We start from the raw sequence: 26,644 nt of genomic DNA, 5'->3' as shown, positions 1-26,644 counted from the left end.
TTGACTTCGCTCAGCCGGACACAATAATTTAAATGATAACGTTGTGTCCGGCTGAGCGAAGTCGAAGCCCCCTTTTAACTAAAAAAGTACATCCGGATCAACCAACTCCGATAATTTTTGTTTTAAATCTTCCTCCAAAATGGTTAAACCATACTGGTACGAAGCATTCATCCATCCGAAACCTTCTTCGGGGATAAAGTCAAATTCGGTTCCGACGTTTCCATATTCTGCAAAGATTTTATGCGAGCTGATCGATAAATCAAACTTTTCCGGAATGGTTCCGTTATAATCCACTGCATTTCTAGTAATCAGCCAAAGCCAGCGGTATACCATTTCCTGTACTTCTTCATTAAAATTATAATTCAGCAAACCTTCCCACAAAAGCATTTGATGTGGTGCCCATCCAAACGGATAATCCCATTGACGCACAGGTGCGCTTTCGTCTATAGCTGCAATAGATTCTTCGGTACTTCCGGCAATTCCGCCTTTCATCTTAAATTTTGGAAGGGTCTTTTTTACCAGAATATCAGCTTGTTCGGGTGTGCTTATTTTGGCCCAAAGCGGGTAAAAAGTAGTTGCAGCCTCAAAAAAATGCTGCTCTTCATTTACAAAATTATAATCCAGATAACATCCATATTCTGAATTCCAGCACAATTGATTGATTTTTTCTTTTCTCGAAGCTGCTTTCGTAAGCCAATATTCGGTTGAAAAAGACTGGTCCTCAAAATATTGAAATTCGTTTTTAAAATACTTCCTAATCAAAAACGCAATATCCGTTTCATATTTGTAAAGCAGACTGTTGATCGCAACGGTATTTAAATTGGCACAAATTCCAACCAGTCTGTTGGTCGTGTCATGACCGCTTTCGCGCATGCTTCGGTCGTGAATAAAATACTTATCCAGTTCGACATCGACCACTTCCCTTTCCAGATATTTTTTTTCGAATTCACGGGTAGACAAATTGTATTTCGGTGCGTATTGCTCCAGAATATCATCAAAATGCCCCTCTTCTACTTCAAACGGAAGCCCAATTCCTTCGGCTTTATACCGATTTAACCCATTAGCGGTTAGTCTTTTGCCTTCCTCCATCCAAACCGTCAGATATTCTTTAATGGCTGTTTTTAAATGTCTTTCAATCCAGAAAATATCCGGATTCGATTTTTCCAAGACATCTCTGATCAAGGACGTATAAAGCGGAGGCTGCGTACGGGTTAAATAATAACTCCGGTTGGCATTTAATATTTTTCCGTAATGATCAATCTGGTATTTAAAATTCTCTGCAATTCCCAGAGCCAGCTCTATTTTATCATCGATTAAAAGTCCTTTGGCAATAAAATAACTGTCCCAGCCGTACATTTCATTAAACCTTCCGCCGGGAACTACAAAAGGAACTCCCGAAATTTCATTGTTTTTAATTTGAAGTGCTAAAGCCAGTATGCCCGGTTTTTGATTGAGCGACAATACATACTCCGGTGAAATATGTTTCGGCATTTGTACCACTTTTAACTTTGGAGTTACAGCTTCCAGTTTTTTGAAATAATCAAAAACGATTTCATCTCCAAAAGGCACGTACAAATACGAAATAGCGTTTTCTATTTTATTGTCTTCCAGTATTTTTTTCACCCCATTGGCATCAATTGTACGTGTTAGCCCTTTCCAGTACAGGTTTTTTATTTTTCCGGAGATTCTTTTTACAGGATCTTCTACAATTTGATCGAGACTGATTTCGGCAAATTCCGTATTTTCTTTTTTAGCCAAAGCCAATTCCTGCAATAAGTTGGAAAGCTGATAGGTTCCTTCAATAAGGATTGAATTTCCCTCTTCACCATTCAGTAAAAATCGCTTCGGACCATGATCATCAATCGTTATTTTTTTATCGCCGTCAGTATCTTCCTGAGCCAATAGTTTTTCGATAGTTTGGGATATATGTAATTTAAATTTCATCTTTTGCAGTTATTTTTTTAAGAATAAAAAAGGACACTAATAATAAAGACATTGGAATTAATGTAAAATAAAATGCCTTTTCCGGTCCTTCATTTTTAAACAGCCAACCTGTTATTCTAGAGCCTAATGTTCCGCCAAGAGCCGAAAAAATCACAATTAATCCTGTCATCGAACTTTGCAGATTTTTAGGCAGCGCACTCAATACAATTGAATTTAACAACGGATAAATTGGTGCAATAAACAATCCGATTAAAGGAAATGCGAAACCAATTAAAGGTATGTCTGCCAGGGTATTGATACTTTTTACTTCTAATCCGACGGTTTTTGGAAGTACAAAAACTACAATCAGCATGGCTGAAACAATACAGAAACTTAGCACCCAGAGCCAGCCCACTTTTTTAGTTACTATTCCGGCAATCATCCTTCCGGCTGCCAGTGAAATGGCCAAAATACTAGCCATCATAATACTTATGTTTTCAGGTAAATGCAGTACTTTGGTATTGAATGTAGGCAGCCAGGAAAGGATCCCCTGTTCAATCATTACAAACAAAAAGACACTGATGACAAAAATAACCGTTAGCAATTTCGCCATTAAACGGAACATTTGCATGAAATCGTCTCTGAGATCTGCTCCCGCGGCAACTTCGGTTTCTTCAAATTTCACAAAGAACAAAAACAGAAACGACAGCAACGACAATCCGGCCAGAAACCAATACACATTTAGCCACGAATTGGGATCTTCTTCCTTATTAAAAGCCGGAAACAGAAAATAGGCCAGTGCGATTCCAACCATAAAAAAACCTTCAATACTGCTCATCAATGCATTGTGTTCCTTTTTGGTTTCGGTCACAGTACCAATTAGGGAATAAACCGAAACTTTAATCAAGGCAAACGAAACTCCAACCGTTGCAAAGAGAATTTTAGCATTGTCGAATGAATTTCCAAAATACATGGAAACACAAGCCAAAGTAACCAGCCCCAAACCAATCAGCATGGATTTTCGATATCCGATTCTGGGCAAAAAAGAGGCTATAAAAAAGGAAACAATCGCAATAGGCATGTCCTTAAACGCTTCTAAAATACTCGCCTGAACTTCATCTACTCCATAATTTTTCTGCGATTTCAAAATCACAATGCCTACGCTATTCAGTAGAATAGCGAAGACAAAATAATTGAGGTAAAGTGAAATTTTGATTCCTATGTTTTTCATGTACTTATTGGTTTGTTTTTTAGTTGGCGAAATGTTTCAGGTTTCAAGTTTCAAGTTTCAAGTTTCAGGTTTCGAACATACTCTACACCTCACATCTTACATTTCACCTCCCACATCTCTTAAAAGTTAATCGCCACCGAAAATCTAAAAGCACGTCCTAAAATTGGTCTTGCCATAAACACATCGCTTGCTGCAGAGGTAGTCTGTCTTGGGTCACCTTCGGTTAAACCAATTTCATTGAACAAGTTTGAAGCATCAACCGCAAAACGAAGATTATGATAGGTATAATTTAATCCTGCCCCCACTTCTTTATAAGCCGGCAAAACTTGTTTATTGTCCTGATTCGTGAATTTTTTATCATAATAAGAGAACTGCACATACGCTGTAAAATCTTTTGTAATATCAACTTCCGGTCTTAAGTTACAGAAAAACTTAGGAATTCTTCTGGCTGTGTTTCCGTTAAAATTAAAAGTAGATCCGTCAGCGTTGGTACCCGTAAAATTATCGTACTCCGGTTTTTGAACGGTGAAAGTAAAGTTCATTTTTACCATTTTGTATCTGGCATTGGTTTCTACTTCAAGACCAATATTGTTTACATCGGCGAATTTATTCTCAGAAGATCCATCCGATAAAATATCCGTAAAGGCAACATTTTTCAAATTCATATGAAACAGGTTGGCATTTACATTGAAGAAAGAATTAGAATATTTATACCCCAGCTCAAACTGATTTACTTCGGTGTTTTCCAGTTTGCTCAAATCGGCTGCATTATCATAAAAAGACTCTTCGATAGGCGATCTGAAACCGTGGCTGTAACGTACATACGAAGCCATATTGTCATTGAACTTATAGTTTCCGGCAGCGGTATACGACCATTCACTCACATCATATCTCCAATACGTATAAGGATTTCCTTTTACCGTTGTTACCTTATCATCGGCCGTATTGTTGCTTAAAACTCCCAAATTCTCTGCAAAAAATCTCGCATTGTCTCGGTACCCTGAATATTTGTCTTTATTATATCGTAAACCTGCATTGAAAGTCAGCTTGTCTGTCGCTTTAATTTCGGCATCGGCATAAACATCATTCAAAACTCCTTTAGTTTGCGCGTCTCTTTCCAGCCATGTAATTCTCTCCACCCCATTCCAGGTATGATTTACACCTGATGTATTGTCTTTTACATTTAACAATCTCGGATTGTCTGAAACTCCCACTAAATACGAATTCCAATTCCAGTATTGATTCGATTTCCAGTTGGAATAATAGTAGCCCGCAGTCAGTTTTACAGGATCTAAATCAAACGCAAAAGAGAAATTATTCGCAAAATTGTTCATCTTTTTCTCGATGTGCCAAAGATCTGCTCTCATAATTAAAGCGTTTGGATCAAGTGTTGCGCCGTTATCTACATAAGAATAGGTAAGATTACTGGCTGTTGTATTCTGAACCCCTGTTGCATACGCATCTTGTGTCCACGGACCTCCATTTGGAAAAATAGCATTGTAATTCAAATTGATATTGGTTTGCTTAAAGGCATTCTTGAACGTCACTTTCTCAGATATCTTCTTTTTAAATTCAGCACCAATCGAGTTGATGATCGGATGAGAACCGTCTTCTAAATCTGCACTAAAAGTTCCGCCACCGTATTGAGGCACGTTTAAACGACTGAAATTTACTGACGTCAAGGTTCCGTAATTTGGGTTAAAACCCGGAATTCCTTCTATTTTACCATTGTTACTTTTTAATGGAATCGGTAAATAGAACGTATTTCTGTCATCCAGATGTTTGAAGTTGATTCTCAAATAATCGTCGTCATCAAATTTATAGGTAATATTTCCTTTTATCTGTCCTCCTTTATTGGCTGTAAAACCTGTATTTCTTACCCCATTATCAGCTCTGTAAAAACCTCCAACATTAAAGAACAATTTATCCTGAATTAAAGCCCCCGATAAATTAAGGTCGGTTCTGAACATTCCATAATCTGAAGTCGAGAATTTAGCCCTTCCCTGAAAGTCATTCTGTCCTGTCTTCGAAATAAAATTGATGATTCCTCCCGGCGCATTATTGGCAAAAATAGATGCCGAACCTCCACGAACTGCCTCCATTTTACTCACCGTTTCGTCTAGTCTGTAAAAAGTATCGGCATTTGCAAACTGCAAAGCTCCATCTTCAAAAACAGGCAATCCGTCTTCCTGAATCTGCACATACTCATAGGCTCCAGCAGACGGGATCCCCCTTGCAAAAAGGTTATTTCCAATTTCTCCTCCCGAGGCTTCTACCACAAATCCGGGAATCGTTTGCAATAAAGCAGCCGTACTTGCCGGCGCTCTGTCTTCGATGGCCTTAGCTCCCATGGTGGTAATGGCCACACTGGATTCTAATTTCGACCTCGGACTTGAAGATCCTGTTACGACCACTTCTTTCAAACTTTGCGATTCTCCTTCCAGAAGTAAATTAACCTCTAGAGATTCTCCTTCTTTTACGGTGATTTGTTTTCCAAAGGTTTTATAGCCCACATTGGTCGCTACAATGGTGTAATCTCCTGCGGGAATATTGGAAAATACAAATCTTCCGTTTTCATCTGTAATCGTATTTTTATCTGTTCCTTTAAGCGAAACATTGGCTCCCGGAATCGTTTGTCCGCTATCATCAAGTACCTTTCCGGAAACGGTATTTTTATTCTGTGCAAACAGATGGTTTGGAACAGAGATTAAGCACAATATCAAAAATAATATGCCTAAATAAGAATGTTGCTGTTTCATGATTTTTTGGTTTAGTTAGTTAATCTTTCATTTATGAAATGTAAACTTACTCAAGGAATTAACTCTAATTTAAGAATTCTAAATCGAAAACGTTTTCGAAATCCCCTAAAACGTTTTCGGAAGTTAATTTTTTATTAATACACTTTATTTTTTAGTACTTTTATTTCATGAATGACACCAAATTAATAGATATAGCATCGGCATTGGGAATTTCGGTTACCACGGTTTCAAAGGCATTAAAAGGCTATACCGACATCAGTAAGTCTACACGTGCCCGTGTGATCGAGATGGCCGAAACCATGAATTACATGCCCAATTCGGTTGCGGTAAATCTGAGAACCAACGAAACCAAAACAATTGGCGTAATCATTCCGGCTACCGTGCATCATTTCTTCTCCAGTGTCTTAAATGGTATTCTCGAAGAAGCCGAAAAAAGAGGATATCTTGTCATTATATTACAATCCAACGAAAAATACGAACTGGAGAAAAAACAGCTGGCCCTATTAATTCAAAAACGTGTTGACGGGGTTTTAATGTCGCTCTCTAACGAAACGGATGATTTTACTCATATTAATGATGCCATCCGTAAAAATACACCCGTTGTCTTATTTGATAAAATTGCCAAAAGAGTCGATTGTTCCAAAGTCGTGATCAATGATGCCAAAGCGGCATTCGACGCCGTTTCCTATCTTATTAATAAAGGATTCAAAAAGATCGCACATTTTAGAGGTTCTTATGTTCCGCAAAATTCCATTGATCGCTTCTTAGGGTACAAAAGAGCTTTGGAAGCACACGGAATTGAATACGATTCCAAACTGGTTTACGTGTGCGATAACAATACCGATTTTGAAGACGGTTACGAAAATGCCCAGAAAATAATGACGGAACACCCGGACATAGACGCGATTTTTGCCATTACTGATCTGGTCGCTATCGGAATTATCAAATACTTTAATGAGGCCGGAATCAAAACACCGGAACAGGTAGCGGTTTTTGGCTTTAGCAATTGGTTTATGAGTACGGTTATATCGCCTAAATTAACAACAATTGACCAGCCAGGCTTTGAAATGGGCCATCAGGCCGTTTCTCTTTTAATCGATGAGATAGTAGACCTGAAAGAACATCGACCGGTGACGCATCAAATTATTGAACTCCCTACAAGAATCATTGAAAGAGAATCGACTGTTAAATGATTTTTTAGTTTTAACTTTGCGTCAATTCTTAAAAAGCATCAATGTTTCCAATCCCCGCAAATACCGATATTTTATTGGCCGATGCCGAAAGCGAAAATCTATATTTAAGTTTGATTGAGCAGATTAACAAAGATTTTAATTTGGCCAACGAAGGAATAGATTTTCCGATGAGTATTTCTCCCGAAGAACTAAAAATTCAGCTTCACGAGAAAATCTACAGAATGATTCAGTACAAATTTGCGGAGTACCTCAATCTGCTTTACATTATCGATGTGCCTGAAAATGAAATCAAAAAACTCGACGGTTCTGATTTGGTGATCTTAGCCGAGCAGGTTTCTTTTTTGATTTTAAAAAGAGAATGGCAGAAGGTTTGGTTTCGAAGACATTATAAGTAGAGGTACTAAGGTGCTGAGATGCTAAGGTTCTAAGGTTTATACCGTCACTCCTAATTTTTCATTTTCGACTATTTTTTGAATCAAATCTCGAAATGTTTCAATTTCTCCAGTTGTAACACTACTTTTCTTGTACACATAAATTGGCAATATTTGATCTATCCAATATTTATATCGTCTTTGTGGTTTTTGTTTTTCATATTCTAATTTATCAAAAACCCTAACACCTGTTAAAGTGACTTCTTCCATAAGAGGGGAAAAATTTTCATAGACATCTAGAAAATCTTTGATTTTTGTTGAGGGTCTTAAATCCGCAACATCAACACCTTTATCTTTTAAGTTTCTTTTTAAAGCGATAAACGTTGCTGCAGATAAACACTCATTACCTAAAATCTTAATTGGATTTATAATTTCTTTTTCTGCAGTTGTAGATAAAAAATCACAGAGATCACCCAACGTTTTTTTCTTCTCTGGATTTAAAATAGAATCCCATTTTTCTGAGGTTTCATTAATTCTAAATTCTCTGCTTAAAAATTCAGCAAGTTTATCCCACTTCACTAAATCTCCTGCTCTTCTCCAGTCTCTAATTACTGTATTTGTTTTTAATACAAAAGATTCATCTGTCTCCGGATCAAGAGAACTGCAAAGTCTATGCTGTTCTTTAAATATTTCGAAAATTTCACTAGAGGTATAACGTATCGTATTATTCATATCTACAAAAAACTTAGAATCTCAGTACCTCAGAACCTTAGCACCTCTAAAAATAAACTCTCACAAAAGGCATAAACCCTGATCCGTAGAGACTGGTATTTTTATCATACAAAACATCATAACGTGCTCCAATAGTAACACTTCCGGTTCGGTAACCCGCACCGAGGTATAAGGCGGTATTCCAATAATCATCAGAGTAACTTGGTCGATAGGCCGTTGATTTATAGTCTGTATTTATACGAACCTGTTCCAATTCTGCTGACAGCTGAATTTCAGGAATCGGATTCACGAGTCCAACCACACTTCCGCCATAGACAAAAGAGCTGTAATAGTTTTTAGAAGATAAATAACCAAACTGCAATCCAACACCAACCGCTACAATTTCGTTTACATTATAAATGGCACTTGGTGAAACCGAGATGTCCGTATATCCGGAACCAATTCCTAAACCAAGCCCTCCTCCAAACTGAACTTTCTCCCAAAAATGATTGCTGTTGTCTATGACATATTTTTGCTGTGCAAAAGCAGAACTCGAAAATGAGACAGCCAAAATCACAAAAAAAGTTTTGAAAACGATTGAAATTTGATTTTTATCCATAGTTGGGTCTATTTTTAACAAATTTTTACGTAAAAGTACGTAAAAAAAGATTTAAATAAATGTGATTGTTGTACTTTTGCGATTCTATTTAACAAAAAGTATATTCACTCATATTATGGATAGGTTTTCATTTTTAAATGCAGCGCATACAGAGTTTTTCGCACAATTATATGATCAGTATTTAGTAAACCCAGATAGCGTTGAGCCAAGCTGGAGAAGTTTTTTTCAAGGTTTCGATTTTGGACAAACGACTTATAATGACGAAAATCCGGTTCAACGAATCGTTGAATACGTAACAAACGACAACGTAGATTGTAGTTTAGTTTCTGATAAATTACAAAAAGAATTCAATGTCCTAAAATTAATCGATGCTTACCGTACTCGCGGGCACTTGTTTACTAAAACAAACCCTGTTCGTGATCGCAGAACATCGTCTCCAACTTTAGACATTGAAAATTTCGGATTAACAACTGCTGATCTTTCAACAGTTTTTGATGCTGCTCAGGCAATCGGAGTAGCTCCTTCTACACTACAGGACATTGTTACACGTCTTCAGACTATTTACTGCCAGCACATTGGTATCGAATACATGTACATCAGAAATCCCGGCGTTGTAAAATGGATCCAGGACAAATTGGCTATAAACGTAAACCAGCCTAACTTCTCTTCTGACGAAAAGAAAACAATCTTAAATAAATTAAACCAGGCCGTATCTTTCGAGAACTTCCTACACACTAAATATGTAGGTCAAAAACGATTCTCATTAGAAGGTGGTGAATCTATCATCCCGGCTTTGGATGCTTTGATCGAGCAGGCTGCCGAAAAAGGAGTGGAACAATTCGTAATGGGAATGGCTCACCGTGGTCGTTTGAACGTTTTGGCTAACATCTTCGGAAAATCAACTCAGGATATTTTTGGTGAGTTTGACGGTAAAGATTACGATCAGGAATATTTCGACGGTGACGTAAAATACCACTTAGGTCTTACTGCCGACAAAAAAACAAGAACAGGAAAAAACATCAATATCAATTTAGCACCAAACCCTTCTCACTTAGAAACGGTTGGAGCTGTAATTGAAGGAATCACAAGAGCAAAACAAGACAAATACTATCCGAACGATTTCTCTAAAGTATTACCTATTGCCGTTCACGGAGATGCTGCAATCGCAGGTCAGGGAATCTTGTACGAAATCATTCAAATGTCATTGCTTGACGGATACAAAACAGGCGGTACTATTCATATCGTAATCAACAATCAGGTTGGTTTTACCACTAACTATTTAGATGCACGTTCGTCTACGTACTGTACAGATGTTGCCAAAGTAACGCTTTCACCAGTATTACACGTAAATGCTGATGATGCTGAGGCTGTTGTACATGCTGTATCTTTTGCATTAGACTACAGAATGCAATTTGGACGTGACGTATTTATCGATTTATTAGGATACAGAAAATACGGTCATAACGAAGGTGATGAACCTCGTTTTACACAACCTGTCTTGTACAAAATCATTGCAAAACATAAAAATCCAAGAGATATTTATGCAGAGAAATTATTGTCTGAAGGCATAATCGATGCCTCTTATGTAAATGCTTTAGAAAAAGAATACAAATCTGCTTTAGAGGAAAACTTAGAAGCTTCCCGTAAAAAAGATTTGACTATTATAACTCCGTTCATGCAAAATGAATGGAATGGATTTGTTCAGGTAACAGATACCCAAATGTTAGGAAAAACAGATACTACTTTTGACAAGAAGGAACTGGATTCTATCATCAATACAATCTCAACGTTACCGGCAGACAAGAAATTCATCAACAAGATCACTAAAATTGTTACCGACAGAAAAGTAGGATACGACAACAACACTCTTGATTGGGGAACTGCAGAAGCATTGGCTTACGGTTCACTTTTAACAGAAGGATTTGACGTTCGTATTTCCGGTCAGGACGTAGAGCGTGGTACATTCTCTCACCGTCATGCGGTAGTTAAAGTGGAAGATTCTGAAGAAGAAGTAATTTTACTGGACACTATAGCGAACAAAAAAGGAAAATTCGGCGTTTTCAACTCGCTTTTATCTGAATATGGTGTTCTTGGTTTTGATTATGGATATGCGTTAGCGAATCCAAATGCTTTAACGATCTGGGAAGCACAGTTTGGAGACTTCTCTAACGGAGCCCAAATCATGATTGACCAGTATATTTCTTGTGGAGAAGACAAATGGAACAACCAAAACGGTATTGTTTTATTATTGCCTCACGGATATGAAGGTCAGGGAGCGGAACACTCTTCTGCAAGAATGGAACGTTACTTACAACTTTGTGCAAGACACAATATGTATGTTGCCGATTGTACAACACCGGCTAACTTCTTCCACTTGATCAGAAGACAGATGAAAACGAAATTCCGTAAACCATTGGTAGTTTTCTCTCCAAAAAGTTTATTACGTGATCCAAGATGTGTATCTACTGTTGAGGAATTAGCAAACGGAAGCTTCCAGGAAACAATCGACGATACTACAGTAAACAAAAAAGACGTAAAATCTTTAGTATTCTGTACCGGTAAATTCTACTACGACATTGTAGCTGAAAGAGAAAACAACGGAAGAAATGATGTTGCAGTGGTTCGTATCGAGCAATTGTTCCCTTTCCCTGTAGAGCAAATCAAAGAAATCATCGCACAATATCCAAATGCTGACGATTACGTTTGGGCACAGGAAGAGCCTAAAAACATGGGAGCTTACAGCTTTATGTTGATGAACTTTGACCTTGTGAAATGGAGATTAGCTTCATTAAAAGCTTACTCTGCTCCGGCATCAGGAAGTTACACACGTTCAAAACGTCGTCACGCCGATGCTATCAGAATGGTATTCGATAAAAATTTATTCAGATAAAAAACAATGTTTCAAGTTTAAAGTTTCGGGCCCCTACAAAACCTGAAACTTTAAACAAAATAAACTTTAAACAAAGAAATAAGATGATTTTAGAAATGAAAGTCCCTTCACCAGGGGAATCTATAAAAGAAGTTGAAATCGCAACTTGGTTAGTAAAAGACGGCGATTATGTAGAAAAAGATCAGGCTATTGCTGAAGTTGATTCAGACAAAGCTACTCTTGAACTTCCTGCTGAAATGAGCGGAGTTATTACGCTTAAAGCAGAAGAAGGTGATACAGTAGCAGTAGGTGCTGTAGTTTGTTTAATCGATACTGACGCAGCTAAACCATCAGGATCTGCTCCGGCTGCTGAAGCTCCAAAGGCAGAAGCACCAAAAGCGGAAGTAAAAGCTGAGGCACCAAAAGCTGCTCCGGTTCAGGCTCCGGCAGCAACAAGTTATGCAGCAGGAACTCCATCTCCGGCAGCAAGAAAAATATTAGACGAGAAAAACATTGCTCCGGCTTCAGTTTCAGGAACTGGTAAAGGTGGAAGAATCACTAAAGATGACGCTGTAAACGCAGTACCTTCAATGGGAACTCCAACAGGAGGAAGCCGTGGAACTGAGCGTACAAAATTATCTATGTTGCGTCGTAAAGTAGCAGAGAGATTAGTTTCGGCTAAAAACGAAACGGCTATGCTTACTACTTTCAACGAAGTAAACATGACACCAATCAACCAAATTCGTAACGAATACAAAGATGCTTTCAAAGCAAAACATGGTGGTTTAGGTTTAGGATTCATGTCATTCTTTACAAAAGCAGTTACAAGAGCTTTAGAATTATACCCTGATGTTAACTCTATGATGGATGGTGACTACAAAATTGCTTATGATTTTGCCGACATCTCAATCGCAGTTTCAGGACCAAAAGGATTAATGGTACCAGTAGTTCGTAACGCTGAATTATTAACTTTCCGTGGAATCGAGGCTGAAATCAAAAGATTAGCACTTAGAGCACGTGACGGTCAAATTACCGTTGACGACATGACAGGAGGAACTTTCACTATTACTAATGGTGGAGTTTTCGGAAGTATGTTGAGTACTCCAATCATCAACCCTCCTCAGTCAGGAATCTTAGGAATGCACAACATCATCGAGCGTCCAATTGCTGTAAACGGTAAAGTGGAAATTCACCCAATGATGTACGTAGCTCTTTCTTACGATCACAGAATCATCGACGGACGTGAGTCAGTTGGTTTCTTAGTAGCTGTAAAAGAAGCTTTAGAAAATCCATTAGAGTTATTGATGAATGGAGATGCTAAACGCGCTTTAGAATTGTAATTGTAATACTTTTCAACAATCATACAAAACCTGCTTCTTAACTGAAGCAGGTTTTTTTTCTTAATATTAACTTAAAATCGACTTAAGATGTTAAAAAATTAAACAATAAAAAATTTTACCCTTTAAAAATTGTTTTATTTAGAATAAATAAGAATAGTTTGTTTGATTTGTATTCTGCACTTAAATTTGCACTATTAAAATCAATTCTAAATAATAATGAAAACCAAATACACCACCACATTTTTGGCTTTTCTCTTTGTACTGCTTGCAACTCCAACCATGTGGGCACAGCAAAGAGCAAGCATAAAAGGACAAATTAGCCTTACTAACAATCAGGCCGCAGATAATGTGACCATTATCTTAAAAGGGACCAAAATAGGAACCAATACGGACAGCAGAGGTTTTTACGAAATTAAAAACATCAAACCGGGAAACTATGTGATTAAAGTTTCTGCGGTTGGGCATTCTTCAAAAGAAAAAAGTATTTCTCTTAATGGCGGAGACGAAATAATTGAAGATTTCACAATCAGTTCCAATTCTGAACAACTGGACGAAATTGTAATCAACGGTCACGGAAAAAAGAATCCATTAGCCCGCAAAGAAAACCAACAAGTATCAAGATTACCTCTTAAAAATCTTGAAAACCCACAAGTTTATTCTACTATTACAGGCGAATTGCTAAAAGAACAAGTCGTAACCAATATCGACGACGCTCTTAAAAACGCACCGGGATTAACCACACTTTGGGCTTCTACAGGACGTGGAAATGATGGTGCAGGCTACTTTTCTCTAAGAGGTTTTGCTGTTCAGCCTACTATGATTAACGGATTACCAGGATTAACAAACGGAAGCCTTGATCCTGCAAATATCGACAGAATAGAAGTCATCAAAGGTCCATCAGGAACCTTGTTTGGAAGCAGCCTTATTTCCTACGGAGGATTAATCAATATTACAACCAAAAGACCTTACGATCATTTCGGAGGAGAAATAAACTACACTACAGCTAGTTACGGATTAAACAGAGTTACTGCCGACGTCAACACCCCATTAGACGACGAGCACAAAGTAAACCTGCGCATTAATTCTGCTTATCACAATGAAAATAGTTTTCAGGATGCAGGATTTAAAAAATCATTCTTTTTTGCCCCTTCTCTGTCTTACGAAGTAAACGATAAACTTTCGTTCTTTGTTAATACTGAATTCATGAACAATAAAGCGACCAATCCAACCATGTTGTTTTTAGACAGAGGTACTGCTTTAAGAGTTCACAATATGAAAGAACTAGGCTATGATAACAAACGTTCTTATACCAGCAACCAGCTTGCTATAGAAACGCCTTCTTACAATCTGCAAGGACAGATGATTTACAAGTTTACTAACGAATGGACTTCTCAAACTGTTATTTCAAGAGGATCATCAAGATCAGAAGGCTACTATTCTTACTTATACGAAGGAACTAAAGGTTATCCAAAAGTCACTGAAGGTATTGTGTTAGGACGTTTTATAAACTACCAGAATTCTACGACACTAACCACTGATATTCAACAAAATTTTATTGGCGACTTTAAAATTGGTAAGTTGAGAAACCGAATTGTTGCCGGTTTCGACTACTTCAACAACGCTACAACAGACAACGGAACGGGATATATTGCCAATGGAAGCATCTATATTGGTAACGCAAGTTTACAAACCGTAAATGAAAATGTTTTCAAAATTACCGACCCTACAAAATACATTACAACCGGTGATAACGGAAATTTATCAAAAGCCGGAACTGACGATCTTTTGGCAAAGGCAAAGACAAACAACAACAAAACAAAACAGGAAGTGTACAGTGTTTATGTTTCGGACGTAATCAACTTTACACCTGCATTGTCTGCAATGGCAAGTGTACGTGTAGACCGTTTTATGAACGCAGACAACGGAGGATACAATCAAACTGCTTTTTCTCCTAAATTCGGATTAGTGTATCAGCCAATTTTGGATAAAGTTTCTGTTTTCGCCAATTATATGGATGGATTCTCAAACGTCGCCCCGGGTGAAGACCTAAATGCCGGCATAAGAACTCCAAGAATTTACAACCCGGAACATGCCAATCAATTTGAAGTTGGTACCAAACTGAACCTTTTCAAAGACAAACTTTACGCCACTTTCAGTTACTATGATATCAAAGTTACCGATCAGGTTTACAGCATCAGAACAGATGCTACAAACTCTACTTCTTACCAAAATGGAGGTCAGAGAAACAAAGGTTTCGAAGCTGAAATCGTTTCTAACCCTGTTGCCGGTTTAAATATTGTATTTGGATACAGCTATAATGATGCAGTGCTTACAGCTGGTGATCCTGAATTTGTAAACTTCAGACCGGAAAGCGCAGGAGCAAGAAATTTAGCGAATCTTTGGGCCAGCTACAAATTTTTGGAAGGACCGTTACAAGGATTCGGATTAGGTTTTGGAGGAAATTATGTGGGTGATAACAAAATCATGAACAGAAAAACAACCGGAGCATTTACGATTCCTGAATATACCGTATTAAACTCTTCTATTTTCTATGCTGCAGAGAAATTCACTTTAACCTTAAAAATGGATAACATTGCAAATGCAGATACTTATGATGGATGGTCTACGATTCATCCAAGAAACATGAGAAGTGTAGCAGCAAGTTTCGCTTATAAATTCTAATAAAAATCAAAAAAACACCTTTCTTTACAGGAAAGGTGTTTTTTAAATTTCATCAATCATGATCACAATTGCAAGTCTTATTGTTTTTTTAGCTTTTTACACACTGTACTACACCTCGAAAAGAGCCACATTATCGTATGATTTAGGCTTTGAAAAATGGATGAAAAGCAATCCTAAATCAACCAGGTTTTTAGGCCTGGGGCTTCTTTTACTGGCTTATGCGCTCTGGCTGTTCACACAATCTTTGTGCTGCGGCACCCTAATGTTCTTTATTCAGCTCATGACCATTGGGAGTTTGATCATCATTTTGGCTCCTCTAAAAAAAATAAGCCGCTTTACTATTCTCGGTTTTTTTATACTTGCAGCTCTACTGGAATTTTATTACTACTAATTCATTTCTAATTAAAATATGCCGGCCAATCCAAAATATTTAACCCAATCCAAATGGCAAAGATTTGCCAAAATTACAGCTGCCATATTAGGCGGCTACTTTGTTTCAGTCACCTTTCATTTGGCTTTAGCAGCCTGGTTCAGCCGTGCCGATATATTGATGACTATGGCTTTTAGCGGATTCATCCTCTGGGTAGCCCTGATGATCGTTGCCTTTCTGGCCAAAAGTGGATGGAAAATATGGGGAATCTATATTCTTCTTACTTTAGTTTTCTCTCTTTTAATATACCTGGGTCAAACCTACAATCCAATAGCAAAATAATCCATGAACAATCGTAATTACAACATCTATTTTCATACCCATACCGTTAGCGGAATTGTGATTAGCGTAGTACTTTTTGTGATTTTTTTCGCAGGGTCCTTTTCTTTCTTCAGAGATGAAATTATCAATTGGGAAAGAAATGAATCTACTGCTTTAACCAAAGAAATCCAGCTCGACTATACTTCAGCTTTACAAAAACTAGACAAAGAATACGTCTTACACGGAAGAAATATTACCATTTCGAAACCAAGTACGGAACGAAGAGTGGCTGTTTATATGGAAGGTACAAAAGATACTTTGGCCCCTAAAAAACAACAAGAAGGGTCGTTCTTCTACCTTGATACCAAAACCTTCAAAACCTTTACTTACGAAGATTCTTATTCTTTAGGAGAGTTTTTATACCGCTTGCATTTTCTGGCACAAATTCCTTATCCGGTTGGATATTACCTTTCGGGTTTCACCGCTTTGTTTTTTTTATTTGCCATCGTAACCGGGCTTTTACTGCATTGGAAAAAAATCGTCTCTAACTTCTATATCTTCCGTCCAAAAGAAAAACTAAAAACCTTATGGACAGATGCACATACCGCCTTAGGAATGATTGGTTTGCCTTTTCAATTTGTATATGCCGTAACCGGAACCTTTTTCATGATTAAACTCTTAATTGTGGCTCCGGCAGTAATGGCTTTATACAAAGGCGATCAGGACAAATTATACAAAGAACTGGAATATAAAGATCCTGAGTACAAATTCGATAATAAAAAATTAGCAGCCCCATTTAATATCGATCAGCTTGTTGCGAAAACAAAAAGCAGCTGGAAAGATTTTGAAATTACCCGTGTTTTCATTCAGAATTACAGAGATGCCAACATGCACGTTTTGGTTGAAGGTGAAATGTTAAGCCACAAAAAATTCACCGGAATTGGGAAGATCGTGTATCGAATTGCGGACGGAAAAGAAATTGCCCGAAAAAATCCGATTACCCAAACAAGTTATTTAGATGTCGTAAAAAATGTGCTATACCGCATACATTTTGGCGATTACGGAGGTTACGCTCTCAAAATTGTAAGTTTCGTTTTAGGTATAATTACCTGTTTTGTCATCATTTCGGGCGTTATGATTTGGTTAGTCGCCAGACAAAAAAACAACTTACCCGAAAAGAAAAGACGCTTTAATGCCGGAGTCGTTCGTATTTATTTGGCCATATGCCTGAGCATGTACCCGATCACAGCTTTTGCTTTTATTGCGGCCAAAATATTCCACCCTCTTACTCAGGATCAGTTATACATGGTTTACTTTATTGGATGGCTTATTCTTACCGTATTTTTCATCCTTAAAAAGAATGATGCTTTTACCAACAAATGCTGCTTAATTTCAGGAAGTGTATTAGGCTTTTTAATCCCAATTACAAACGGAATTGTCTCCGGAAATTGGTTTTGGACCTCTTTCATGCAGAACAGAATTCAGGTCTTCTTTGTGGATGTTTTTTGGATATTCCTGGCCTCCATAACCCTTTATGTTGCCTATTCATTAAAACCTAAAAACGAAGCCGTTTCTAAAAAATAAATAAAATTACTTGCTCCCCATTGATTTTGCGTATAATTTTGCGTTTTTACAATAAAATGGGATTCAAAACACAAATACGATTTCTACACAAATGGCTCGGATTAATTTCCGGGCTTATTGTTTTTATTATCAGTATTACGGGCTGTATTTTTTGTTTCCATGATGAAATAAAAGACATCACCCGCAAAGAATGGCGAATCGTTGAACCTCAGAACAAACCTTTTGTTCTACCCTCCGTATTAAAGGAAAAAGCCAAAGAGATTCTTCCAAATTACAAATCGAGTATGGTTTCGTATTACGGAAAAAATCGTTCTGCAATTGTTTACACCTATGCTGATAGCGAAAATCGATACCTCTACTTCAATCCCTACACGGGAAAATACTTAAAAACCGAAGATCCTGATACCGACTTTTTCATTATTGTCGAGCGCATTCATTTGTATTTACTCCTACCGGATTATATAGGAAAACATATCATTGGAAGCGCGACCATCATCTTTATTTTATTAGTAATTTCAGGACTCATTCAATGGTGGCCCAAACGAAAAAGCGATCTCAAACGAAGCTTTACTGTAAAATGGTCCGCTAAATGGAGACGTGTCAATTACGACTGGCACAATACTTCCGGATTTTACATTTCAATAATTGCCGTAATTATAGCCATAACCGGTTTAACTTTTACCTACGAATGGGTGGGCGACGGAATCTATAGTGCATTCAATTTTGGGGGAGATAAAACGCAGGAAATAAAAGTACCTGTCATCGATACGACCAAATTCAACAGCAACTCCGTTACTGCCGTCGATCGCGCTTTTACAACAACCGCAAAACTTCAACCCGATGCCGAAATGTATTTTGTTACCTTTCCACAACAAAAAGGCAATATCATCGAAACAGGAGCTTATCCGCATGCTTTACGATACGACCATCAAAGCAACTATTATTTTCATCCGAACACCGGAAAACTGATTCAAAGCGAACCGTTCCAAAAGAAAACGTTGGGCCTACAGGTTGTCGAAATGAATTATGGCATCCATACCGGACAAATCTTAAACCTGCCCGGCAAAATTATGGCCTTTATCGTAAGCTTAATTGCAGCCGCACTTCCTTTAACCGGTTTTATCATCTGGTACGGAAGAAATAAAAAATCTAAAAAAAGCAGCGCATAAAAAAGAACTCTCCTCCATTTTATTGACTTATTTATCCACAAGTTTTTTTTAACTCCCGCAGATTTAGCAGATTTATTTAGATTGTTTTGCAGTATACCAAACAAAAATATCTGCTAAATCTGCGGGAGAAAACTAAAATACCGAAATACAAAGACATAAAAAAAACCGTCTCGTTAAAAACGAGACGGTTCTATAAATCATTCGAAATCTTATTAATTTCTATTGGCTAAAGCATTTTTCTGTAAATTCTTAACAGATGTTACTTTGCTGTTTTCATACGCCACTTCGCAAAGATTTTTATCATTGAAGAAAATCCATTTTCCGGTTTTTACTCCTTCAGTGTATTCTCCAACAGCCATCTTATTTCCTTTTGTATCATACGATACCCAAACACCATCTAACTTACCGTCTTTGAAGAAACCCTCTTGTTGAACACTACCATTTTCATAGTAATACGTAGCTTTTACTCTATTTCCAACAGCTTCCAATTCCGGTTTTATCTCTTGTGCAACTAAAATTCCAGAGAACAATATTGCAACTAAAATTACACACTTTTTCATATCTTTAGGTATTAATGTTATCAAATCTTTATCAAATATAATCAATTGTTTACATTAAAAAAACTTTTACTTAACAATTTGGTAACATTAGATGAAAGCTTAACATTGGAAATTTTTCAAAAACAAAAAAACCAAAGCTTAAGCCTTGGTTTTACTACTATTTCCTAAAAAAATATAAAACTTTTATAAACTTGTAATTTGAAACATAAGTTACTTTAATAAGGCATCTAATTGCGTCTGAAGTTCTGGAGATGAAGGTCTTTCCGCATCACTACTTACTACTTTACCGCTTGGATCCACAATAATAAATCTTGGAATTCCGGTAACACCGTAGCTCGTTACAAACTCAGATTCCCAGTCTTTATCCGCAAACAATTGAATCCCTCCAAGCTTCTTATCCGTCACAAACTTCTTCCATTTTTCATTATCCTTCGCTTTATCCACAGATACACTCACGAACTCAATATTTTTTCCATGATACTTTTCTTCCAGTTTTTGTAAATACGGAATCTCAGCTCTGCATGGCGCACACCAGGTAGCCCAAAGATCAATATAAACATACTTCCCTTTTAAATCAGAAAGCTTCGTTTTTCCTCCTTTATGATTTTCATAATTAAAATCAGGAGACAAAGTTCCCGTCATTTTTTTGGCTTTTGCAGCACTCTCATAATCATCTTTAGCATAGCTGTTAAAACTTTCAAATTTCTTTTTCAAAGCCGTCGTAAACTCAGCGTCGAAATTACCTTTCTCTAAACTTGCCAGATCCGTTTTCAACTTTGCCTCCAATAGCGATGCAAATTCTGTTGCTTCCTTAACAAAAGCCTCCTTCTGAAACTTCTCATCATTTAAAGCCTGCTGAGCCAAAAAATTACTTTCCTCAACCCCTTTACCTTTATACACAATTGTTTCATCAAACTCCTTAGCGTCCATTGTCAGATTAACATCCGAATTGGGTTTTAAGTACAAATTAGAACCTTCTGTCCCATCTGAAAACATATAAAAACCCTTTGGAGCATTAAAAGAGGCCACAAAAGTTCCCATTTTATTAATTGGAATCACCTGTTTGAAATTATCTTTTCCTTTAATTACTAAAGTATCGCTATTTCTATTTGTAATCTTAGCGGTAAATTTAATTGGGCTCTTGGCCTGACCGATCACACCCAAGGTGCTGCAAATCAACAAACCGGTTATTAAAAATTTGTTCATATCAATTAGAGTTTAGATTTTGTAATCCAAATCTAACGAAATTAGCTTCTCGAAATTTAAGAATTAACAAAATATTTCAAATTTCTAAGCATCAAGTGATCACTTTACTATATTAATTTGAATTTTGTGTTTACTTTTGCAGTCTAAAATTTTGATCATGTATAGAAGTCATAATTGTGGCGAATTAAACGCCTCAAATATTAACACGGAAGTTACACTAGCGGGTTGGGTTCAAAAATCACGCGATAAAGGATTTATGAATTGGGTTGATTTACGTGACCGTTATGGAATTACACAACTTATTTTTGACGAAAGCCGTACAGATAAAGCGGTTTTTGAACTTGCCAAAACATTGGGAAGAGAATTTGTAATTCAGGTAAAAGGAACCGTAATTGAGCGTGAAGCCAAGAACAAAAATATTCCAACCGGTGAAATCGAAATTTTAGTATCGGAGCTAACCATTCTGAATGCCGCTTTAACACCTCCTTTCACAATCGAAGATGAAACGGATGGTGGTGAAGATATCCGAATGAAATACCGTTACTTAGACATCAGAAGAAATCCTGTAAAAAACAGTTTATTGTTCCGTCATAAAGTAGCTATGGAAGTTCGTAAATATTTATCGGACTTAGATTTCTGCGAAGTAGAAACTCCATACCTTATCAAATCAACTCCGGAAGGAGCCAGAGATTTCGTTGTACCAAGCCGTATGAACGAAGGACAATTTTATGCCTTGCCGCAATCACCGCAAACCTTCAAACAATTATTGATGGTGGGTGGAATGGATAAATATTTTCAGATCGTAAAATGTTTCCGTGACGAAGATTTACGTGCGGACCGTCAGCCTGAGTTTACACAAATTGACTGCGAAATGGCATTTGTGGAACAGGAAGACATTTTAAACATTTTCGAAGGTCTGACCAGACATTTATTAAAAGAAATCAAAGGCATTGAAGTAGACAAATTCCCAAGAATTACCTACGACTATGCCATGAAAACATATGGAAATGACAAACCGGACATTCGTTTCGGAATGGAATTTGGTGAATTAAACGAATTTGCACAACACAAAGAATTTCCGGTATTCAACGCTGCAGAATTAGTAGTAGGTATTGCCGTTCCGGGAGCAGGAAACTATACCCGTAAAGAAATCGATGCCTTAATTGATTGGGTAAAACGTCCTCAGGTTGGAGCATCAGGAATGGTATATGCCAAATGCAACGACGACGGAACTTACAAATCTTCTGTAGATAAATTTTACGATCAGGATGATTTAGGCCAATGGGCAAAAATTACAGGAGCAAAACCGGGAGACATGATTTTTGTTCTTTCAGGACCTGCCAATAAAACCCGTGCACAGCTTTCGGCACTTCGTATGGAACTGGCAACCCGTTTAGGCTTGCGTAATCCGGAAGTATTTGCACCATTATGGGTAATTGACTTCCCTTTATTGGAATTAGACGAAGAATCAGGGCGTTACCACGCAATGCACCACCCGTTTACCTCTCCAAAACCGGAAGACATGCAATTGCTGGAAACTGAACCAGGGAAAGTTCGCGCAAACGCTTACGATATGGTGTTAAACGGAAATGAAATTGGCGGAGGTTCGATTCGTATTCACGATAAAGCAACACAGCAATTAATGTTCAAATATTTAGGCTTTACTGAAGAAGAAGCTAAAGCACAGTTTGGTTTCTTAATGGACGCCTTCCAGTTTGGCGCACCACCACACGGAGGTTTAGCTTTTGGATTAGACCGTTTAGTAGCCATCTTAGGAGGTCAGGAAACCATCAGAGACTTTATTGCATTCCCAAAAAACAATTCGGGACGCGATGTGATGATCGATGCTCCTGCCGCAATCGATGAAGCTCAATTGAAAGAACTTGCCATAAAATTGGATTTGAAATAATTTTTATTCTTTTTTTTAGAAAATAAAAAACGACAACTAAAAGTTTCAGTTGTCGTTTTTTTATGCATTTTGTCGTCATTTTACCCTTTTTTCGTGTTAATAAAATCTTAAAACGCAAAAGGAAACCCTAGTAAATACAGGCTTTTTCCCACAAAAACAAGTCTTAAAAAAACAAACTCCGCTTAATATATGAAATTTTTGTAAAACATAAGCTACTTTTTTAACATTTAATTATAATAATTAATGATTCTCAAATAAAGTATACACATACCAAATTTGATGCAATATAAATAGCGAAAAGACTGTTAATCAATAATTTTTACAAAAATTTAACAGGTATATGTCTTTTGTATGAATTTATATGTTACATTTGCTTTATTATAAATTATTATTACAATTACAATGCGTACAGGTACAGTAAAATTTTTCAATGAGTCTAAAGGTTATGGATTCATTACAGACGAAGAAACAGGAAAAGACATCTTCGTTCACGCTTCAGGAATTAACGCGGAAGAATTACGCGAAGGAGACCGTGTAAGCTACGAAGAAGAAGAAGGAAGAAAAGGGAAAGTTGCTGCTAAAGTAGCAGTAATCTAAGAAAAATATAGCAATTTATTTTTTTTGCCTCTGAATGGTTTTCAAAACGTCCCGAAGTATCGGGGCGTTTTTTTTTGCTCAAATCTTAAAAAAATACTAAAATCCTTGGATCTTATTTATAATCAATAAAAATTAGCTGTTAACGCGGTTTCAGGGTACACTTAAATCATTTTTTAGCTTGTGATTTACAGAGTTGAAAGTTATCTTTGTGGCTTATTCTTTAAGTAAAAAAGCTAAGTTTATGCAATCTGATCAATACAGTTACATTCCTATTTTAATGCAGTTCATTTTGGCTGTGGGTTTTGTCGCAGGAACCATCGTTATTTCCGGAAAATTAGGTCCAAAAAGAAGTTCTGAAGTAAAAGATAAAAACTTCGAATGTGGTATCGAATCTGTTGGAAACGCGCGTATTCCTTTTTCTGTAAAATATTTCCTTGTAGCCATTTTATTTGTACTGTTTGACGTAGAGGTAATTTTCCTTTACCCATGGGCAGTAAACTTTAAAGAATTAGGCGTAGAAGGAATGCTTAAAATGATTGTTTTCATGTCGCTTCTTTTAGTGGGTTTCTTTTATATCATCAAAAAGAAAGCTTTAGACTGGGAATAAAGAAGTTTTAGATTTTATATTTCTGATTTTAGATCTAAGCATCTGAAATTAAAATTTAAAATTTAATCTTAAACTAAATTTAATACTGATTTAAAAAAATTGATTTTACTTTTTAAGGTTTCAACAATCTAAAATCTAAAATCAGAAATCTAAATAAAAAATGAGCGATTCAAATGTAAATATGGTTGCGCCGCCGGAGGGAGTTACTGGTGAAGGTTTCTTCGCTACAAAACTGAATGATGTTGTAGGTTTGGCAAGAGCCAATTCATTATGGCCACTACCTTTTGCAACCTCATGCTGTGGTATCGAATTCATGGCAACAATGGCTTCACATTACGATTTAGCACGATTTGGTTCTGAGCGTGTGAGTTTCTCTCCTCGTCAGGCAGACATGCTTTTAGTAATGGGAACTATTTCAAAAAAAATGGCACCTATTTTAAGACAGGTTTACGAACAAATGTCTGAACCACGCTGGGTAATTGCTGTTGGAGCCTGTGCTTCATCAGGCGGAATCTTCGATACTTATTCTGTTCTACAAGGAATTGACAAAGTAATTCCGGTTGACGTTTATGTACCGGGATGTCCTCCAAGACCGGAACAAATTGTTGACGGAGTAATGAAACTTCAGGAATTAGTAAAAAGCGAATCTGTAAGACGCAGAAGCTCTCCTGAATACCAAGAATTACTAGCTTCATATAATATTACTTAAGATGGCTTTAGAAAATACCCTGATCCAAGATAAACTTACAGAAACATTTGACACAAGTGTTTTTAACTTTCAACAGGAAAGAGATATTTTTTCATTGGAAACTACCGCTGATAAAATCACTGCCCTGATTCTTTTTTTAAAAAACGATTCCGATTTACGCTTCCACTTTCTAACTGATTTATGCGGTGTTCATTATCCGGACAACGAAACGGATCGTCAGTATGCTATTGTTTATCATTTGCACAACTGGTACGAAAACAAACGTATTCGAATCAAAGTATATCTAAACGGTGAAAAACCGGAGATCAAAACCATTTCAAATATTTTCCTGAGTTCAAACTGGATGGAAAGAGAAACATACGATTTCTTCGGAGTCAATTTTATTGGACACCCACAATTGAAACGTATTTTGAATATGGACGAAATGGTGTCTTTCCCAATGCGAAAAGAATTCCCAATGGAAGACAGCGGAAGAACTGATAAAGACGACAGATTCTTTGGAAGAACAACAACAAATTGCTAAAAATAAATAATTCAACATTATAAAATGTCAGAACTATTATTATCACCAGAGCATCGATATGCTAAAATAATTAAGGACAGGCTAAACGAAGACGGAAGTGAACTTTCGGTACTGAATTTAGGTCCTACACACCCGGCGACTCACGGTATTTTTCAAAATATCCTGTTGATGGATGGTGAAAGAATACTTGAGGCTGAACCAACAATCGGTTACATCCACAGAGCTTTTGAAAAAATTGCCGAAAATCGCCCTTTTTACCAGATTACCCCTCTTACTGACCGAATGAACTATTGCTCCTCTCCTATTAACAATATGGGATGGTGGATGACTATAGAAAAACTATTGGGAATTGAAGTTCCAAAAAGAGCTCAGTACCTTAGAGTAATTGTAATGGAGCTGGCCCGTATTACAGATCACTTAATCTGTAACTCGATTCTGGGTGTAGATACTGGTGCTTATACTGGTTTCTTGTACGTTTTTCAATTCAGAGAAAAAGTTTATGAGATTTACGAAGAAATTTGTGGAGCTCGTTTAACAACAAATATGGGAAGAATTGGTGGTTTCGAAAGAGACTGGTCACCTGAAGCTTTCCGCAAACTAGACGTCTTTTTAGAAGAATTCCCTGTTGCCTGGCAAGAGTTTGTTAACCTATTCGAAAGAAACAGAATTTTCCTTGACAGAACCGTAAACGTTGGTGCTATCTCAGCAGAACAGGCAATGGCTTACGGATTTACAGGTCCAAACTTACGTGCAGCGGGAGTTGATTATGACGTTCGTGTAGCACAACCTTACTCCTCTTACGAAGATTTTGATTTTGTTGTCCCGGTTGGAAAATCAGGTGATACTTACGATCGTTTCTGTGTTCGTAATGCTGAAGTTTGGGAGAGTTTAAGCATTATTCGTCAGGCTTTGGCTAAAATGCCGGCAGGAAACGAATACCATGCAGAAGTTCCGGATTACTACCTTCCTCCAAAAGAAGATGTTTACACTTCGATGGAATCTTTAATTTATCACTTTAAGATTGTAATGGGAGAAGTTCCTGTACCGGTTGCAGAAATTTACCACCCGGTTGAAGGAGGTAATGGAGAAGTAGGATTCTATTTGGTTACAGACGGAAGCCGAACACCATACAGATTACATTTCAGAAGACCTTGTTTTATTTATTACCAGGCTTATCCGGATATGATTAAAGGATCTTTACTTTCGGATGCAATTGTTATTCTATCCAGTTTAAATGTAATTGCAGGAGAATTAGACGCGTAAAGATATTGTAGATTTTAGATTGCAGATTGTAGATTGAAAAATCTAAAATCTAAAATCAGAAATCTAAAATTAAAAAAGATTGCAGAATATGGGTTATGGACAAAGATTTAAAAAATCTGAAATCCAAA

The 26,644-nt window shown here is 37.0% G+C and carries 22 protein-coding genes; 15 read left to right on the top strand and 7 right to left on the bottom strand.

The window, feature by feature from the left end; genetic code table 11:
• Nucleotides 1–78 precede the first annotated feature (78 nt).
• The 3 genes from C245_RS0100495 to C245_RS0100485 all read right to left on the bottom strand — a co-directional run bounded on the left by C245_RS0100495 (nucleotide 79) and on the right by C245_RS0100485 (nucleotide 5,913).
• Nucleotides 79–1,944, bottom strand: coding sequence for a trehalase family glycosidase (locus C245_RS0100495; RefSeq protein ID WP_017494626.1), 1,866 nt, complete (start codon nucleotides 1,942–1,944; stop codon nucleotides 79–81).
• Nucleotides 1,934–3,154: a sugar MFS transporter gene (locus tag C245_RS0100490; protein ID WP_017494625.1), complete on the bottom strand. Its 1,221-nt coding sequence runs from the start codon at nucleotides 3,152–3,154 to the stop codon at nucleotides 1,934–1,936. Before C245_RS0100490 ends, C245_RS0100495 begins: the two co-directional genes overlap by 11 nt.
• Nucleotides 3,155–3,273: 119 nt before the next feature.
• Nucleotides 3,274–5,913 carry a TonB-dependent receptor gene (locus C245_RS0100485; protein ID WP_017494624.1) on the bottom strand — a complete coding sequence of 880 codons (2,640 nt, stop codon included), beginning with the start codon at nucleotides 5,911–5,913 and terminating at the stop codon, nucleotides 3,274–3,276.
• Nucleotides 5,914–6,080: 167 nt separating this feature from the next.
• Here C245_RS0100485 and C245_RS0100480 point away from each other — a divergent pair, with 167 nt between their 5' ends.
• Both C245_RS0100480 and C245_RS0100475 read left to right on the top strand, forming a co-directional pair.
• Entirely contained in the window at nucleotides 6,081–7,106 is a 1,026-nt protein-coding gene (locus tag C245_RS0100480) for a LacI family DNA-binding transcriptional regulator (protein WP_017494623.1), read from the top strand.
• A 41-nt stretch (nucleotides 7,107–7,147) separates the two neighbouring features.
• Nucleotides 7,148–7,501: a hypothetical protein gene (locus C245_RS0100475; protein ID WP_017494622.1), complete on the top strand. Its 354-nt coding sequence runs from the start codon at nucleotides 7,148–7,150 to the stop codon at nucleotides 7,499–7,501.
• A 36-nt stretch (nucleotides 7,502–7,537) separates the two neighbouring features.
• On the opposite strand, the gene C245_RS0100470 is transcribed toward C245_RS0100475, so the two are convergent.
• Together C245_RS0100470 and C245_RS0100465 are read right to left on the bottom strand one after the other, a co-directional pair.
• Nucleotides 7,538–8,209, bottom strand: a complete 672-nt coding sequence (locus C245_RS0100470) for a hypothetical protein (protein ID WP_017494621.1) — start codon at nucleotides 8,207–8,209, stop codon at nucleotides 7,538–7,540.
• Nucleotides 8,210–8,255: 46 nt separating this feature from the next.
• Entirely contained in the window at nucleotides 8,256–8,807 is a 552-nt protein-coding gene (locus tag C245_RS0100465) for a hypothetical protein (protein ID WP_017494620.1), read from the bottom strand.
• Nucleotides 8,808–8,922: 115 nt separating this feature from the next.
• Between C245_RS0100465 and C245_RS0100460 the strand changes: the two genes are divergently transcribed.
• The 7 genes from C245_RS0100460 (at nucleotide 8,923) to C245_RS0100430 (ending at nucleotide 19,142) form a co-directional block, all read left to right on the top strand.
• Nucleotides 8,923–11,697: a 2-oxoglutarate dehydrogenase E1 component gene (locus C245_RS0100460; RefSeq protein WP_017494619.1), complete on the top strand. Its 2,775-nt coding sequence runs from the start codon at nucleotides 8,923–8,925 to the stop codon at nucleotides 11,695–11,697.
• Between the two features lie 83 nt (nucleotides 11,698–11,780).
• Complete coding sequence (gene odhB / locus C245_RS0100455) at nucleotides 11,781–13,016, top strand: 2-oxoglutarate dehydrogenase complex dihydrolipoyllysine-residue succinyltransferase (protein ID WP_017494618.1); 1,236 nt, start codon at nucleotides 11,781–11,783, stop codon at nucleotides 13,014–13,016.
• 216 nt (nucleotides 13,017–13,232) lie between these two features.
• Nucleotides 13,233–15,698, top strand: coding sequence for a TonB-dependent receptor (locus tag C245_RS0100450; protein ID WP_017494617.1), 2,466 nt, complete (start codon nucleotides 13,233–13,235; stop codon nucleotides 15,696–15,698).
• A gap of 58 nt (nucleotides 15,699–15,756) precedes the next feature.
• Nucleotides 15,757–16,089, top strand: coding sequence for a hypothetical protein (locus tag C245_RS0100445; protein WP_017494616.1), 333 nt, complete (start codon nucleotides 15,757–15,759; stop codon nucleotides 16,087–16,089).
• An 18-nt stretch (nucleotides 16,090–16,107) separates the two neighbouring features.
• Nucleotides 16,108–16,410, top strand: coding sequence for a hypothetical protein (locus C245_RS0100440; protein WP_017494615.1), 303 nt, complete (start codon nucleotides 16,108–16,110; stop codon nucleotides 16,408–16,410).
• Between the two features lie 3 nt (nucleotides 16,411–16,413).
• Nucleotides 16,414–17,973, top strand: coding sequence for a PepSY domain-containing protein (locus C245_RS0100435; protein WP_017494614.1), 1,560 nt, complete (start codon nucleotides 16,414–16,416; stop codon nucleotides 17,971–17,973).
• 56 nt (nucleotides 17,974–18,029) lie between these two features.
• Nucleotides 18,030–19,142: a PepSY domain-containing protein gene (locus tag C245_RS0100430; protein ID WP_017494613.1), complete on the top strand. Its 1,113-nt coding sequence runs from the start codon at nucleotides 18,030–18,032 to the stop codon at nucleotides 19,140–19,142.
• A gap of 212 nt (nucleotides 19,143–19,354) precedes the next feature.
• Here the strand turns inward: C245_RS0100430 and C245_RS0100425 are convergent, their stop codons facing one another.
• Together C245_RS0100425 and C245_RS0100420 are read right to left on the bottom strand one after the other, a co-directional pair.
• Nucleotides 19,355–19,702 carry a toxin-antitoxin system YwqK family antitoxin gene (locus C245_RS0100425; protein WP_017494612.1) on the bottom strand — a complete coding sequence of 116 codons (348 nt, stop codon included), beginning with the start codon at nucleotides 19,700–19,702 and terminating at the stop codon, nucleotides 19,355–19,357.
• A gap of 210 nt (nucleotides 19,703–19,912) precedes the next feature.
• On the bottom strand, nucleotides 19,913–20,908 hold the full coding sequence (locus C245_RS0100420; RefSeq protein WP_017494611.1) for a TlpA disulfide reductase family protein: 996 nt from the start codon (nucleotides 20,906–20,908) through the stop codon (nucleotides 19,913–19,915).
• A 157-nt stretch (nucleotides 20,909–21,065) separates the two neighbouring features.
• Here C245_RS0100420 and aspS point away from each other — a divergent pair, with 157 nt between their 5' ends.
• The 6 genes from aspS to C245_RS0100390 all read left to right on the top strand — a co-directional run bounded on the left by aspS (nucleotide 21,066) and on the right by C245_RS0100390 (nucleotide 26,516).
• Nucleotides 21,066–22,817: an aspartate--tRNA ligase gene (aspS, locus tag C245_RS0100415; protein WP_017494610.1), complete on the top strand. Its 1,752-nt coding sequence runs from the start codon at nucleotides 21,066–21,068 to the stop codon at nucleotides 22,815–22,817.
• A gap of 402 nt (nucleotides 22,818–23,219) precedes the next feature.
• Complete coding sequence (locus tag C245_RS0100410) at nucleotides 23,220–23,414, top strand: cold-shock protein (RefSeq protein WP_007137066.1); 195 nt, start codon at nucleotides 23,220–23,222, stop codon at nucleotides 23,412–23,414.
• A gap of 241 nt (nucleotides 23,415–23,655) precedes the next feature.
• Nucleotides 23,656–24,021, top strand: a complete 366-nt coding sequence (locus C245_RS0100405; RefSeq protein ID WP_026109777.1) for an NADH-quinone oxidoreductase subunit A — start codon at nucleotides 23,656–23,658, stop codon at nucleotides 24,019–24,021.
• Between the two features lie 160 nt (nucleotides 24,022–24,181).
• On the top strand, nucleotides 24,182–24,730 hold the full coding sequence (locus C245_RS0100400) for an NADH-quinone oxidoreductase subunit B (protein WP_017494608.1): 549 nt from the start codon (nucleotides 24,182–24,184) through the stop codon (nucleotides 24,728–24,730).
• 1 nt (nucleotide 24,731) lies between these two features.
• Nucleotides 24,732–25,253, top strand: coding sequence for an NADH-quinone oxidoreductase subunit C (locus tag C245_RS0100395; protein ID WP_017494607.1), 522 nt, complete (start codon nucleotides 24,732–24,734; stop codon nucleotides 25,251–25,253).
• A gap of 24 nt (nucleotides 25,254–25,277) precedes the next feature.
• On the top strand, nucleotides 25,278–26,516 hold the full coding sequence (locus tag C245_RS0100390) for an NADH-quinone oxidoreductase subunit D (RefSeq protein WP_017494606.1): 1,239 nt from the start codon (nucleotides 25,278–25,280) through the stop codon (nucleotides 26,514–26,516).
• Nucleotides 26,517–26,644: the final 128 nt, after the last annotated feature.

The organism is Flavobacterium sp. WG21, assembly GCF_000335775.1.
GTDB classification, from domain to species: domain Bacteria; phylum Bacteroidota; class Bacteroidia; order Flavobacteriales; family Flavobacteriaceae; genus Flavobacterium; species Flavobacterium tructae.
This window is presented reverse-complemented; position numbering and strand designations above follow the sequence as displayed.